This is a genomic window from Streptomyces sp. NPDC052016 (genome assembly GCF_044548445.1).
Taxonomy (GTDB): Bacteria; Actinomycetota; Actinomycetes; order Streptomycetales; family Streptomycetaceae; genus Streptomyces.
Window position 1 is genome coordinate 96,262 of record NZ_JBIUBX010000032.1, and the last position, 14,591, is coordinate 110,852.

General features: G+C 70.2%; 12 protein-coding genes. 8 read left to right on the forward strand and 4 right to left on the reverse strand.

Features of this window, described 5'->3' with window-relative positions; genetic code table 11:
- Positions 1 to 76 precede the first annotated feature (76 nt).
- The 3 genes from ACIHAR_RS33490 (at position 77) to ACIHAR_RS33500 (ending at position 2,798) form a co-directional block, all read left to right on the forward strand.
- Positions 77 to 586 carry a MarR family transcriptional regulator gene (locus tag ACIHAR_RS33490; RefSeq protein WP_365464001.1) on the forward strand — a complete coding sequence of 170 codons (510 nt, stop codon included), beginning with the start codon at positions 77 to 79 and terminating at the stop codon, positions 584 to 586.
- A gap of 89 nt (positions 587 to 675) precedes the next feature.
- Positions 676 to 1,014: a DUF3817 domain-containing protein gene (locus ACIHAR_RS33495; protein WP_365463998.1), complete on the forward strand. Its 339-nt coding sequence runs from the start codon at positions 676 to 678 to the stop codon at positions 1,012 to 1,014.
- Positions 1,015 to 1,097: 83 nt separating this feature from the next.
- A complete protein-coding gene (locus ACIHAR_RS33500) occupies positions 1,098 to 2,798 on the forward strand; it encodes a methylmalonyl-CoA mutase family protein (protein WP_365463995.1) in 1,701 nt (566 codons plus the stop codon).
- Positions 2,799 to 3,164: 366 nt separating this feature from the next.
- Here ACIHAR_RS33500 and ACIHAR_RS33505 read toward each other — a convergent pair whose 3' ends face one another.
- Positions 3,165 to 3,800, reverse strand: coding sequence for a TetR/AcrR family transcriptional regulator (locus ACIHAR_RS33505; protein WP_400023007.1), 636 nt, complete (start codon positions 3,798 to 3,800; stop codon positions 3,165 to 3,167).
- 216 nt (positions 3,801 to 4,016) lie between these two features.
- Here ACIHAR_RS33505 and ACIHAR_RS33510 point away from each other — a divergent pair, with 216 nt between their 5' ends.
- The 4 genes from ACIHAR_RS33510 (at position 4,017) to ACIHAR_RS33525 (ending at position 8,387) form a co-directional block, all read left to right on the forward strand.
- A complete protein-coding gene (locus ACIHAR_RS33510) occupies positions 4,017 to 4,991 on the forward strand; it encodes a tetratricopeptide repeat protein (RefSeq protein ID WP_365463989.1) in 975 nt (324 codons plus the stop codon).
- Between the two features lie 648 nt (positions 4,992 to 5,639).
- Complete coding sequence (locus ACIHAR_RS33515) at positions 5,640 to 6,275, forward strand: DUF6230 family protein (RefSeq protein ID WP_365463986.1); 636 nt, start codon at positions 5,640 to 5,642, stop codon at positions 6,273 to 6,275.
- A 119-nt stretch (positions 6,276 to 6,394) separates the two neighbouring features.
- Positions 6,395 to 7,006, forward strand: a complete 612-nt coding sequence (locus ACIHAR_RS33520) for a DUF6114 domain-containing protein (RefSeq protein ID WP_365463984.1) — start codon at positions 6,395 to 6,397, stop codon at positions 7,004 to 7,006.
- On the forward strand, positions 6,996 to 8,387 hold the full coding sequence (locus ACIHAR_RS33525; RefSeq protein WP_365463981.1) for a hypothetical protein: 1,392 nt from the start codon (positions 6,996 to 6,998) through the stop codon (positions 8,385 to 8,387). Before ACIHAR_RS33520 ends, ACIHAR_RS33525 begins: the two co-directional genes overlap by 11 nt.
- Before the next feature lie 103 nt (positions 8,388 to 8,490).
- Here ACIHAR_RS33525 and pyk read toward each other — a convergent pair whose 3' ends face one another.
- The 3 genes from pyk to pta form a co-directional block, all read right to left on the reverse strand.
- Positions 8,491 to 9,924 carry a pyruvate kinase gene (pyk, locus tag ACIHAR_RS33530; RefSeq protein WP_365463978.1) on the reverse strand — a complete coding sequence of 478 codons (1,434 nt, stop codon included), beginning with the start codon at positions 9,922 to 9,924 and terminating at the stop codon, positions 8,491 to 8,493.
- Between the two features lie 120 nt (positions 9,925 to 10,044).
- Positions 10,045 to 11,250 (reverse strand): acetate kinase, encoded by a 1,206-nt coding sequence (locus tag ACIHAR_RS33535; protein ID WP_365463975.1) that lies wholly within the window; start codon positions 11,248 to 11,250, stop codon positions 10,045 to 10,047.
- Entirely contained in the window at positions 11,247 to 13,337 is a 2,091-nt protein-coding gene (gene pta / locus ACIHAR_RS33540) for a phosphate acetyltransferase (protein WP_365463972.1), read from the reverse strand. The genes ACIHAR_RS33535 and pta overlap by 4 nt, the downstream gene beginning before the upstream one ends.
- Before the next feature lie 223 nt (positions 13,338 to 13,560).
- On the opposite strand from pta, the gene ACIHAR_RS33545 reads away from it, so the two are divergent.
- On the forward strand, positions 13,561 to 14,586 hold the full coding sequence (locus ACIHAR_RS33545) for an ATP-dependent 6-phosphofructokinase (protein WP_365463969.1): 1,026 nt from the start codon (positions 13,561 to 13,563) through the stop codon (positions 14,584 to 14,586).
- Positions 14,587 to 14,591 lie beyond the last annotated feature (5 nt).

Below are 14,591 nucleotides of genomic sequence, written 5' to 3' on the forward strand. Positions count from 1 at the left end.
GGTGGGCGTGGGCCCCGCTGACCGAAAGCCGAGACGGGGCTGACCACGATATGACCGACGGGTAGGGTCTGGTGCCGTGCCGAAGCCGCTCAGCCTTCCCTTCGACCCCATCGCCCGCGCCGACGAGCTCTGGAAGCAGCGCTGGGGAAACGTGCCGTCCATGGCCGCGATCACCTCGATCATGCGCGCCCACCAGATCCTGCTCGCCGAGGTGGACGCGGTGGTCAAGCCGTACGGGCTGACGTTCGCGCGGTACGAGGCGCTGGTGCTGCTCACCTTCTCCAAGGAGGGCGAGCTGACCATGTCGAAGATCGGCGAGCGGCTCATGGTGCACCCCACGTCCGTGACGAACACCGTCGACCGCCTGGTGAAGTCGGGTCTGGTCGCCAAGCGCCCCAACCCCAACGACGGCCGGGGCACCCTCGCCAGCATCACCGCCAAGGGGCGCGAGGTCGTGGACGCCGCCACCCGTGACCTGATGGCGATGGACTTCGGGCTCGGGGTGTACGACGCTGAGGAGTGCGCGGAGATCTTCGCGATGCTGCGGCCCCTGCGGATCGCGGCGCACGACTTCGACGAGGAGTGACCCGGCGGGGGGAAGGGGGGCGGCCCGGCGCGTCGGCGAAGACCGACCCGGCACAAGATCTCCCGGAACGGGTGGTTACGCTCGACGGCATGAAGAAGAGCGTGCTGACCCGCTACCGCGTCATGGCCTACGTCACCGGTGTGCTGTTGGTCCTGCTGTGCCTGTGCATGATCGGCAAGTACGGACTGGACCTGAACGGTGCCGCGGACGCCACGCGGGTCGTCTCCATCGCCCACGGCTGGCTCTACGTCGTGTACCTCGTCTTCGCCTTCGACCTGGGCTCCAAGGCGAAGTGGCCGGTGAGCAAGCAGCTGTGGGTGCTGCTGGCCGGCACCGTCCCCACCGCCGCCTTCTTCGTGGAGCGGAGCGTCTCGCGGGAGCTGGAGGCCAAGGTCTCCGAGGACGCGACGGCCGTCGCCAAGGCGTAGCGGGGGCGGCCCGGCACCGCCGTACGCACGCGTGCGGCGGTCTCCCATCGACATTTACTAGGACGTCCTAGTAAATTCGAAGCATGGACGCTGACGCCATCGAGGAGGGCCGCCGACGCTGGCAGGCCCGGTACGACGCCGCGCGCAAGCGCGACGCTGACTTCACCACGCTCTCCGGCGACCCCGTGGAGCCGGTGTACGGGCCCCGGCCCGGTGACACGTACGAGGGCTTCGAGCGGATCGGCTGGCCGGGGGAGTATCCCTTCACGCGCGGGCTGTATCCGACCGGCTACCGCGGGCGGACGTGGACCATCCGGCAGTTCGCGGGCTTCGGCAACGCCGAGCAGACCAACGAGCGCTACAAGATGATCCTCGCCAACGGCGGCGGGGGCCTGTCCGTGGCCTTCGACATGCCGACGCTGATGGGGCGCGACTCCGACGACCGGCGCTCGCTCGGCGAGGTCGGTCACTGCGGCGTCGCCATCGACTCGGCGGCGGACATGGAGGTGCTGTTCAAGGACATCCCGCTCGGGGACGTCACCACCTCGATGACGATCAGCGGCCCTGCCGTGCCCGTCTTCTGCATGTACCTCGTCGCCGCCGAGCGTCAGGGTGTCGACCCGGCCGTCCTGAACGGCACGCTCCAGACCGACATCTTCAAGGAGTACATCGCGCAGAAGGAGTGGCTCTTCCAGCCCGAGCCGCACCTGCGCCTCATCGGCGACCTGATGGAGTACTGCGCGGCCGGCATTCCCGCCTACAAGCCGCTCTCCGTCTCCGGCTACCACATCCGCGAGGCCGGCGCGACGGCCGCGCAGGAGCTGGCGTACACGCTGGCGGACGGGTTCGGGTACGTGGAGCTGGGGTTGAGCCGCGGGCTCGACGTGGACGTCTTCGCACCCGGTCTCTCCTTCTTCTTCGACGCGCACGTCGACTTCTTCGAGGAGATCGCCAAGTTCCGCGCCGCGCGCCGCATCTGGGCCCGGTGGATGCGGGACGTCTACGGCGCGAAGACCGAGAAGGCGCAGTGGCTGCGCTTCCACACCCAGACCGCCGGCGTCTCGCTGACGGCCCAGCAGCCCTACAACAACGTGGTGCGCACGGCGGTGGAGGCGCTCGCGGCGGTGCTCGGCGGCACCAACTCGCTGCACACCAACGCGCTGGACGAGACGCTGGCGCTGCCGAGCGAGCAGGCCGCGGAGATCGCGCTGCGCACCCAGCAGGTGCTGATGGAGGAGACCGGCGTCGCCAACGTCGCCGATCCGCTGGGCGGTTCCTGGTACGTGGAGCAGCTCACCGACCGCATCGAGGCCGACGCAGAGAAGATCTTCGAGCAGATCAAGGAGCGGGGGCTGCGCGCGCACCCCGACGGGCGGCACCCGATCGGGCCGGTCACCTCCGGCATCCTGCGGGGCATCGAGGACGGTTGGTTCACCGGGGAGATCGCCGAGTCGGCGTTCCGGTACCAGCAGGCCCTCGAGAAGGGCGACAAGAAGGTCGTCGGCGTCAACGCGCACACCGGTTCCGTCACCGGTGACCTGGAGATCCTGCGGGTCAGCCACGAGGTGGAGCGGGAGCAGGTCCGGGTGCTCGCCGAGCGGCGGGCGGCGCGGGACGAGTCGGCGGTGCGGGCCGCGCTCGACGCCATGCTGACCGCCGCCCGCAGCGGCGCCAACATGATCGAGCCGATGCTGGACGCCGTTCGCGCCGAGGCGACCCTCGGCGAGATCTGCGGGGTGCTGCGGGACGAGTGGGGGGTGTACACGGAGCCCGCGGGCTTCTGACGTCCGGGAAGGGCGGCCTGACGGACGCGTTCCCTCTCGTGTCCCGCCGGGGGCGGGGCCGGGTCCGCGTCCGCGTGCGCCGGCCGGCTCATGAGTCCCTGAGCCGGCCGGCGGCCCTGCACCCGGCCTGCGGGACCGGCACGGGCCGGCCGGGGACGACGAGGAGGAGACGCCGGATTCCTGGCCGCGGCTTCCGGACGCGGCACGGCCGGAGCGGTTCGTCCACTCGCACCGGATCGGCCTGATGACCTGCGTGACCGATTCCCGTGGAAGAGGTCCTCGCCGCGTTCCTCCGGCGTCGCCGTGGAGAGCCCGGCGGACGGAGTGCTCCTGGCCCGCTGACGTCCCGGTCGGCTCCGGCTCCCCTCAGTCTCCGGCGGGGTCCGCGGAGGCTCCCGCCAGGCCCAGCAGCAGCACCCGCGTGAAACTGCGCACCCACTCCTCGTCCGCGGGCTCCGCGCTCACCAGCGTGCGGTGGACCACCGCGCCCGCGACCACGTCGAAGATGAGGTCGGCCGTGCGGGCGGCCTCCTCGGGGCCGGACTCCGGGGGGAGTTCACCGCGCGCCTGGGCGCGGGCGCGGCCCTCCAGGACCAGGTCCTTCTGGGGGTCGACGATGGAGGAGCGGATGCGTTCGCGCAGGGCGTCGTCGCGGGTGGACTCGGCGACGACGGCCATCAGACCGCTCTTGGCCTCCGGGCGGGCGAGGAGCGCCGCGAACTGCAGGACCACGCCCTCGATGTCGGCGGCCAGACTGCCGCGGTCGGGGAGTTCCAGTTCGTCGAAGAGTTCGGCGACCGCGTCGACGACGAGTTCGTTCTTGCCGGCCCAGCGGCGGTAGAGCGTCGTCTTCGCAACCCCGGCGCGTGTCGCCACGTCTCCGAGGGTGAGTCTCGACCAGCCCAGCTCCACCAGCGCCGCCCGCGTAGCGGCCAGGATCGCGGCGTCCGCGGCGGCGCTGCGCGGACGTCCGGAACGCCTGGCGGGGGTGCGGCTCTGCATGCCCCGACCATAACCGGCGGTTTCCGTGTCGCCCGCCGTGAGGGAGATCACCCGGGTACGGCCCCGCGGGGGCCTCCGATGGCATTACGCTACGACCCGTAGCGAAAGCGCGTGGCGGACGTACACGGGCTTGCGGTCGGTCGGCGCGGGGTGGGGACCCGGCGCACTTTCCGGATCGCTTTTCGCGCACGCGCGGGAACGGGGGAGGATAGACGCATGCAGCCACGGAACATGTCCATGAGCGGAGTCGTCGACCTCGCCGCGGTGAAGGCGGCCCAGGAGGCCAAGGCGAAGGCGGAGCAGGCGCGGGCCGAAGCCGCCCGGCAGGGCGGTGCGGGGGCCGTGTCGCCCGCCGATCTCGTCATCGACGTCGATGAGGCCGGTTTCGAGCGGGACGTCCTGCAGCGTTCCGCCGAGGTGCCCGTCGTCATCGACTTCTGGGCCGAGTGGTGCCAGCCCTGCAAGCAGCTGAGCCCGGTCCTGGAGCGGCTCGCCGTCGAGTACGACGGCCGTTTCCTGCTCGCCAAGATCGACGTCGACGCCAACCAGATGCTGATGCAGCAGTTCGGGGTGCAGGGCATCCCGGCGGTGTTCGCCGTCGTCGCCGGGCAGGCGCTCCCCCTCTTCCAGGGGGCCGCCGGCGAGGCGCAGATCCGGCAGACCCTCGACCAGTTGGTGGCCGTCGCCGAGCAGCGCTTCGGCCTGACCGGCCTGACCGTCGACCCCGACGCCGAGCCCGGCGGCCGTACGGCGGCCCCCGAGGCGCAGGCCGGACCGCACGACGCCCTGCTCGAGGCCGCCGTGCAGGCGCTGGACGCGGGCGACCTGGCCGGCGCCGTCCGCGCCTACCAGAACGTGCTCGTCGACGATCCGGGCAACACCGAGGCCAAACTCGGCCTCGCGCAGGCCGAGTTGCTCCAGCGCGTGCAGGGTATGGACCCGCAGCAGGTGCGCAAGGACGCCGCCGAGAAGCCGCAGGACGCGCAGGCGCAGATCGCCGCCGCGGACCTCGATCTGGTGGGCGGTCACGTCGAGGACGCGTTCGGACGGCTCATCGACACCGTGCAGCGCACGGCCGGCGACGAGCGGGACGCCGTACGGCTGCGGCTGCTGGAGCTGTTCGAGGTGGTCGGGCCCGAGGACCCCCGCGTGGCGGCGGCGCGGCGGGCGCTGGCGCGCGCGCTGTTCTGAGCCGGGCGGGGGCCCGTTTCTGACCAGTCGCTAAACGCCCGGGCACGTGATGCCCGAGTGAAAGTTCTGCCCGTGCAGTCCCTCTGCGGCCGCGCTTTACCAAATCTTGGTAATCGCGGCCGCTGTTACTGCCAGTAAGTCAGAGGCGTCGTACTGTCTGGTTTCGTCCAGCGATCAATAGTTTTGTCCTGGGCATGATTGCCACCCACCGTCGTCGGCCGAGACCTATGGGTCGTTGTTCGGTTATCCGGCCGTTACTAGCGAGTAACGAACCCCCTTGTGCGTGCGGCGAGAATGCACCACGATCGGCCACGCTCGGTCCATTCCCGTACCCCGACAGCCGGTTGGGTCGACGGATTTTCCTGGGTCCCCACCGAGCAGAGCCGACGGCAGTGGCGCCGGCTCTTGGGCAGGGGGGTCTTCGTCACGGCGAAGCCTGTCCAGCAAGGTTGTGCGTGATGCGTGTCAGGCGCGACCAGTGGTTGTCGCTCGGGGGTGATCGCCGGTGATTCGGGCGCGATTGGGCGCCTCCGAGTACGGGCGCTCTCCTTCCCGAGGACGTAGCACTTCTCCCATCCCTGCCCGGCCGAGCCGCCGCTTTCGGGGGCGAGCCGGAGTCAGGCGATGTACGTCCGAGAAGGAGGAAATATGGAGTCCCAGGTGCGTGGCGGGACCAGATGGAAGCGGTTCGCTGTGGTCATGGTGCCCAGCGTGGCCGCCACGGCGTGTATAGGCATCGCCCTGGCCCAGGGCGCGCTCGCGGCGTCGTTCAGCGTGTCCGGTCAGTCGTTCAAGGTCACGGCCGACAAGCTCGTCGGCACGGGCTTCTCGCAGTACGGCGCGCTGGACTCGGGGTACACCCTCGACGGCAAGAAGACGGCTCACCCCGTCGCCGTCTCGGCGTTCAAGAACGCCTCGATCACGAACATGTGCCAGTCCGTGGTCACCCCGAACATCCCGCTGCTGGGGTCGGTCAGCCTGACCCTGAAGGCGGGCGGCAACGGCACGCCGGTCGAGGCGGAGAACCTCTACATCGACGTCGAGGACCTGGCCGCCGACGCCACGTTCAGGAACATCGACATCGGTGTTGCCGCCAAGGACCTCAACAAGGGTCCGGGCATGAAGGGCGGCAGCGAGCAGGCCAACCCCTACGGGTTCGCCCAGCAGGCCGAGTCGGCCGTGCTGACCGACGTGAAGCAGACGGCGTGGGCGACCACCGCCGGAACCTTCAAGCTCAGCGGCCTGAAGATGTCGCTGTCGACGGGCGTCAAGGAGTGCTACTAAGCACTCTCTGACGGGCGGGGGAGCCACTGGCGCCCCCGCCCGTCCAGTCTGGAGCGCCGCGGCTTCACTCGCGGCCCACATCTCCACCACAGCAACGCCGCACCAGGGAGCTGTTTTCCATGAGCGCCGAGACTCCTGCCGCCACCGGCCAGTTCACCCGCCGGAGGGAGCAGTTCCGCGCATGGCGGGGCACGAGGCCTTTCTGGGCCGGTCTGTTCGTACTCCTCGGCGGATTCCCCATCGCGTATTTCCCGTACGCCCACCTGCAGATCGGCCACCTGACACTGGCGATGGCGACCACCGCGGGCGCCGGGTCCCTGATCATCGGCGTGCTGCTGGGCGTCCTGGGCATCAGTCTGTGGTTCCAGAAGCACGTACGGGTCTTCGCGGGTGTCGCGGCGATCCTGCTGGGTCTGGTGTCCATCCCGGTGTCCAACCTCGGCGGCTTCCTCATCGGCTTCCTGTTTGCGCTGATCGGCGGAGCGATGGCCGTGTCGTGGGCCCCGGGCGCGCCGCCCGTGGCGGAGCCGGCGCCGGAGGCGGCCCCGGCCCCGGGAAGCACCCCCGCGGGTGTGGTCCCCGAGGGCGGCGCCCCGGCCGGAGAGCCCACGGTGAACCCGTACAGCACGGGCCCGGACCTCACCAAGGACGCCGGTGGTGCGGACGAGCCGAACGATCTGTCAGGAACGAGCCCGGCCAACGGGGCGAACGGGAGGCACAGTGCCGGCTGACGAGGTGACCACCGGGAGCGATGTGGACGCTGCCCGTGTGAGAACCGGGCCGCGCCATGCGGCACCCAAGAAGCCGCTGTTCACCCGGCTCCACATGCCGGCCGGCAAGGCGATAGCCCTGGCGGCCATGCCGACGGCGGTCCTCATGGGGATGGGGTTCACGCCGACCCTCGCCAACGCGGAGGACCAGCCGTCCTCCAAGAACCTCACCATCGACGAGTACAAGGACTGCGTCGAGGCCCTGGAGGACCAGGAAGAGGCCTCCGCGTCGCCGTCGCCGTCCCCCTCGAAGAGCACGGGCGACTCGGCGGACGAGGGCAAGGACGACGCGAAGGACGACTCCGAGGACGGGTCGCCCGGCGGTTCGGGCGGCTCCGCCGGCTCCGACGACGGCAAGGACGGCTCGGGCGACTCTTCGTCGGATTCAGGTTCCGACGACGGGGCCGCGCCCGCGCCGTCACCGTCCGCCTCGGCGTCCACGCCGGAGAAGTCGGCGTCCTCGTCCGGCGGCGAGACCGCCACGGCGAGCCCCTCGCCGTCGGAGACCGACAAGAACGTCCTGGAGACCATCGGCGACGCGATCACCGGAATCTTCGACGGCAAGGACTCCGAGGCGACGGCCGGTGCGAGCCCGTCGCCGTCGGCCTCCGGGTCCCCCTCCACGGGCACCGGCGGCGACACCTCGACGGACTCCGGTTCGGGCTCCGGCTCGTCCGACTCCGGCAAGGACGGGACGGACACCTCCAAGGACACCACCGACGCCGTCACCGACCCGGTGAAGGACGGCGCCGAGAAGGCGGAGGACGCGGCCGGGGACACCGAGGAGAAGGCGGAGGACACGGCCTCCGACGCGGCGGACGACACGGCTTCGCCGACCCCGTCGGCGAGCGCCACCACCGACGCGGACGACTGCCCGGTCGCCACCGACGAGGAGAGCGGTGTCGACAACAAGGTGCCGCTGGCGGACGACCCCTGGTACCTGGACGCCAGTTCGCTGCTGCTCAAGGGCGCCGACTACCAGGGCATCGTCGAGGTGCAGACGGCCAACGGGACCAAGAAGAAGGTCCTGAAGTACGTCATCTCCGACGGCACCGACATCGGTGACCTGCACCAGACGGTCAAGGACAAGCAGTCCGGCGTCACTTACCACGTCCAGGCGGGCGCGGGCACCACGTCCACGATCCGCAACGGCGACACGATCATGTACACCGAGAGCATCTCGGGGAACCTGTTCGGTCTGATCCCGGTGACGTTCAGCCCGGAGAGCCCGCCTCCGCTGAACATCCCGCTGATCTACTTCACCAAGGTGAAGGTCGTCCAGGCCGGCCAGTTCGGCGGTGACCTGCACATCCCGGGGATGCACGTCTACAACACCAAGTAGCACACGCCACAGACCAGTTCGGGAGCCGCACACACGCCGAGGGCGCCCCCTGCCGCAGGGGGCGCCCTCGGCGCCGTTCCGGGTCCCTCGCGGGGCCGCGGGCTCAGCCGCGGGAAGAGCCCTCGCCCAGGTGGTGGACGCGGACCATGTTGGTGGTGCCGGGCACGCCGGGCGGGGACCCGGCGGTGATGATGACGGTCTCGCCCTGCTCGAAGCGGCCCAGCCGGGTGATCTCCTGGTCCACCAGGTCGACCATCTCGTCGGTGCTGTTCACGAACGGCACGACGTGCGACTCCACACCCCAGCTGAGCGCCAGCTGGTTGCGGGTGCCCTCGTCCGTGGTGAACGCGATGATCGGCTGGGTCGCGCGGTAGCGGGACAGACGGCGGGCGGTGTCGCCGGACTGGGTGAAGGCGACCAGGCCGCGACCGCCGAGGAAGTCCGCGATCTCACAGGCGGCACGGGCCACCGAACCGCCCTGCGTGCGCGGCTTCTTGCCCGGCACCAGCGGCTGGAGGCCCTTGGAGAGCAGCTCCTGCTCGGCCGCGGTGACGATCTTCGACATCGTCTTCACGGTCTCGATCGGGTAGGCGCCCACGCTCGACTCGGCGGACAGCATGACCGCGTCGGCGCCGTCCAGGATCGCGTTGGCCACGTCGGAGGCCTCGGCGCGGGTCGGACGGGAGTTGGTGATCATCGACTCCATCATCTGGGTCGCCACGATCACCGGCTTGGCGTTGCGCCGGCACAGCTCGATCAGGCGCTTCTGCACCATGGGGACCTTCTCGAGCGGGTACTCGACGGCCAGGTCGCCACGGGCGACCATCACGCCGTCGAACGCCATCACGACGTCCTCCATGTTCTCCACCGCCTGCGGCTTCTCCACCTTGGCGATGACGGGGACACGGCGGCCCTCCTCGTCCATGACCCGGTGGACGTCGGCGACGTCCTTGGCGTCCCGGACGAAGGACAGCGCGACCAGGTCGGCGCCCATGCGCAGCGCGAACCGCAGGTCCTCGACGTCCTTCTCGCTCAGCGCGGGCACGTTGACGGCCGCGCCGGGCAGGTTGATGCCCTTGTGGTCGGAGATGACACCGCCCTCGATGACGATCGTCCGCACCCGCGGGCCCTCGACGTCCAGGACCTTCAGCTCGACGTTGCCGTCGTTGATGAGGACCTGGTCGCCGCGCGAGACGTCGCCGGGCAGGCCCTTGTAGGTCGTGCCGCAGATCGTCTTGTCGCCGGGGACGTCCTCGGTGGTGATGGTGAACTCGTCACCGCGCACCAGCTCGACCGGCCCCTCCGCGAAGGTCTCGAGACGGATCTTGGGGCCCTGGAGGTCGGCGAGGACGCCGATGGCCCGACCGGTCTCCTTGGCGGCGGCCCGGACCCGGTCGTACCGGCCCTGGTGCTCGGCGTGCGTGCCGTGGCTGAAGTTGAACCGGGCCACGTTCATACCGGCCTCGATCAGCGACACGAGCATTTCGTGGGAGTCGACCGCGGGGCCGAGAGTACAGACGATTTTCGAACGGCGCATGGGGCGATCCTATCGGTTTGTTTCGCTGCGGAATATTCCGTCTGGCGGAAGATACAAATGAGGTGGCCGGCGCTCAGTTGCTTTCCTGCTCAGTCACCACGCGGCGGAGTCGCGTATCCGCTACTGCCCGACCAATGCGTACGTCTGTGTCGCGATCTCCAACTCCTCGTCCGTCGGCACCACGGCGACCTTCACCCGCGCGTCCTCGGGCGAGATCAGTCGCGCCTCGTCACTCCGTACGGCGTTCAGCCCGCCGTCCACCGCGACGCCCAGGGTCTCCAGGCCCGCGACGGCCGCCTCGCGCACCGGCGCCGCGTTCTCGCCGACCCCCGCCGTGAACGCGATGGCGTCCACTCGGCCGAGGACGGCGTAATAGGCGCCGATGTACTTCTTCAGACGGTGAATGTAGATGTCGAAGGCGAGCTTCGCCTGTTCGTCGCCCTCGTCGATCCGGCGCCGGATCTCCCGCATGTCGTTGTCGCCGCACAGAGCGAACAGACCGCTCCTCTTGTTGAGAAGAGTGTCGATCTCTTCCATGGACATTCCGCCAACACGCTGCAAATGGAAGATGACGGCCGGATCCAGATCACCGGAGCGCGTACCCATCACGAGCCCCTCCAAAGGCGTCAGCCCCATGGAGGTCTCCACGCACCGGCCCTGCGCGACCGCCGAGGCCGAGGCGCCGTTGCCGAGGTGCAGCACGATGACGTTGACCTGCGACGGGTCCTTGCCCAGCAGCCGCGCGGTCTCACGGGAGACGTACGCGTGCGAGGTGCCGTGGAAGCCGTAGCGGCGGATGCGGTACCGGTCGGCGATCTTCGGGTCGATCGCGTAGCGCGCGGCCGACTCCGGCATGGTCGTGTGGAACGCCGTGTCGAAGACCGCCACCTGCGGCAGGTCGGGGCGCAGCGCCCGCGCCGTGCGGATGCCGGTGAGGTTGGCCGGGTTGTGCAGCGGGGCGACCGGGATCAGCCGCTCGATTTCGGTGAGCACGGTGTCGTCGATCACCGTGGGCTCGGTGAAGAACATCCCGCCGTGCACCACCCGGTGACCGACCGCGGCCAGCTCCGGGGAGTCCAGGCCCAGACCGTCCCGGGCCAGCTCCTCGGCGACGGCCTTGAGGGCGGCGTCGTGGTCGGCGATCGGCCCGCTCTGCTCCCGGGTCTCGCCGGAGGTGAGGCAGGTGTGCTTCAGCCGTGAGGTCTGCTCGCCGATGCGCTCGACCAGACCCACCGCCAGCCGACTGCTGTCCCGCATGTCCAGCAGCTGGTACTTCACCGACGAGGAGCCGGAGTTGAGGACGAGGACACGGGTGGGGGAGGTCACTGCTGGGCTGCCTTCTCGCTGGGGTTCTGGGCCTGGATCGCCGTGATGGCGACGGTGTTGACGATGTCCTGCACGAGGGCTCCCCTCGACAGGTCGTTGACCGGCTTGCGCAGGCCCTGGAGCACCGGGCCGACCGCGATCGCGCCGGCCGAACGCTGCACGGCCTTGTAGGTGTTGTTGCCGGTGTTCAGGTCCGGGAAGATCAACACGCTGGCCTGGCCCGCCACTTCGGAGCCCGGCAGCTTGGTCGCCGCCACCGACGGCTCCACGGCGGCGTCGTACTGGATCGGCCCCTCGATCGCGAGGTCGGGACGGCGCGAGCGCACCAGCTCGGTCGCCTCCCGGACCTTGTCGACGTCGGCGCCGGAACCCGACGTGCCCGTGGAGTACGACAGCATCGCGATCCGCGGCTCCACGCCGAACCGGGCGGCGGTCGCCGCCGACTGGATGGCGATGTCGGCGAGCTGCTCGGCGTTCGGGTCGGGGTTCACGGCGCAGTCGCCGTAGACGAGGACCTTGTCGGCCAGGCACATGAAGAAGACGGACGAGACGATGTCGGCGTCCGGCTTGGTCTTGATGATCTCGAAGGCGGGCCGGATGGTCGCGGCCGTGGAGTGCACGGACCCGGAGACCATGCCGTCGGCGAGCCCCTCCTGGACCATGAGCGTGCCGAAGTAGTTGACGTCGGAGACCACGTCGTACGCCAGCTCGACCGTCACGCCCTTGTGGGCGCGGAAGCCGGCGTACAGCTCGGCGAAGGAGTCGCGCAGCTCGCTGGTGGCGGGGTCGATGAGCTGGGCGTCGGCGAGGTCGATGCCGAGGTCGGCGGCCTTCTTGCGGATCTGGTCCACCGGCCCGAGGAGGGTGAGGTCGCAGACGCCACGGCGCAGCAGCACCTCGGCGGCGTGCAGCACCCGCTCCTCCGTCCCCTCCGGGAGCACCACCCGGCGCTTCTCGGATCGGGCCTGCTCCAGCAGCTGGTGCTCGAACATCATCGGGGTGAGGCGGTCGCTGCTCGGCGCGGAGACCCGCTTCAGCAGCTCGGCGGTGTCGACGTGCCGCTCGAAGAGACCGAGGGCGGTCTCGGCCTTGCGTGGAGTGGCCGCGTTCAGCTTGCCCTCCAGGGAGAACAGGTGCTCGGCCGTGGGGAAGCTGGTGCCGGACACCGACAGCACGGGGGTGCCGGGAGCGAGGCGGGCGGCGAGGGTGAGGACCTCCTCGCTCGGCACCTCGTTCAGCGTGAGCAGCACGCCGGCGATCGGCGGGGTGCCGGCGCTGTGCGCGGCCAGCGAGCCGACGACCAGGTCGGCGCGGTCGCCCGGGGTCACGACCAGGCAGCCCGGGGTCAGGGCGTTCAGGAAGTTGGGCAGCATGGCGCCGCCGAAGACGAAGCCGAGCGCGTCACGGGCGAGCCCCGAGTCGTCGCCGAGGAGGACCTTCGCGCCGAGGGCGTGGGAGATCTGGGAGACGGTCGGCGCGGACAGGGCGGGCTCGTCGGGGAGGACGTAGCAGGGCACGGGCAGCCGGGTGGCGAGCTGCTCGGCGATCTTCTCCCGGTCCTCGCGGGCGACCCGGTTGGCGACCATGGCGAGGACGTCGCAGCCCAGCCCCTCGTAGGCCCGGTAGGCGTTGCGGGTCTCGGCGAGCACGGACTCCGCGGTCTGCTTGCGGCCGCCGACGACGGGGATCACGGAGGCGCCGAACTCGTTGGCCAGGCGCGCGTTGAGGGACAGCTCGTCCGGGAACTGGGTGTCGGCGTAGTCGGTGCCGAGCACGAGGACGACGTCGTAGTCGCGGGCCACCAGGTGGAACCGGTCGACGAGGGTGGAGACCAGCTCGTCCGCCCCCCGCTCCGCCTGGAGGGCGGACGCCTCGTGGTAGTCCATGCCGTAGACGGTCGCCGGGTCCTGGGACAGCCGGTACCGGGCACGCAGCAGCTCGAACAGGCGATCCGGCCCGTCGTGGACGAGGGGGCGGAAGACGCCCACCCGGTCGACCTGCCGGGTCAGCAGTTCCATGACCCCCAGCTCGACGACCTGGCGGCCGTCGCCGCGGTCGATCCCGGTCACGTACACGCTGCGCGTCACGCGTGCTCTCCGTTCCTGCTCTTCGTGCTGACTGTCATGTCCGTCGTGGTGTCTGTCGCGGGTGCCCGCCGGGTGCACAAAAATCGCCCACCAAGGTGAGCAGAACCCTCTTGACAATACCCCCGCCCGGGGATAAGGCGCCCGTCAAGCGACAGCCTCCTCGGCGGCATGAAAGAATCGGAGTGCCTCACCGGTGTCAACAGCGAGCAGGAGACACAGCACGATGCGTATCGGAGTTCTCACCGCAGGTGGCGACTGCCCCGGGCTGAACGCAGTGATCCGGTCGGTCGTGCACCGAGCGGTCGACAACTACGACGACGAGGTCATCGGCTTCGAGGACGGCTACGCAGGACTGCTGGACGGCCGCTACCGCACCCTCGACCTGAACGCGGTCAGCGGCATCCTGGCCCTCGGCGGCACGATCCTCGGCTCGTCGCGGCTGGAGCGGGACCGTCTGCGGGAGGCCTGCGAGAGCGCCGGCGACATGATCCACGACTTCGGCATCGACGCGCTCATCCCGATCGGCGGCGAGGGCACGCTGACGGCGGCGCGGATGCTGAGCGACGCGGGCCTGCCGGTGGTGGGCGTCCCGAAGACGATCGACAACGACATCTCCTCGACGGACCGCACCTTCGGTTTCGACACGGCGGTCGGCGTCGCCACGGAGGCCATGGACCGCCTGAAGACGACGGCCGAGTCCCACCAGCGCGTGATGGTCGTCGAGGTCATGGGCCGGCACGCGGGCTGGATCGCGCTGGAGTCCGGCATGGCGGCCGGCGCGCACGGCATCTGCCTGCCCGAGCGCCCCTTCGACCCGGCCGACCTGGTGAAGATGGTCGAGGAGCGCTTCGCCCGCGGCAAGAAGTTCGCCGTGATCTGCGTGGCCGAGGGCGCTCACCCCGCCGACGGCTCCATGGACTACGGCAAGGGCGCGATCGACAAGTTCGGCCACGAGCGCTTCCAGGGCATCGGTACGGCGCTCGCCTACGAGCTGGAGAAGCGGCTCGGCAAGGAGGCCCGCCCGGTCATCCTCGGCCACGTCCAGCGCGGCGGCACCCCGACCGCGTACGACCGCGTCCTCGCCACCCGCTTCGGCTGGCACGCGGTGGAGGCGGCGCACCGGGGCGAGTTCGGCAGGATGACGGCGCTGCGCGGGACGGACATCGTGATGGTGCCGCTGGCGGAGGCGGTGACCGAGCTGAAGACGGTGCCGAAGGACCGGATGGACGAGGCGGAGTCCGTCTTCTAGACCTC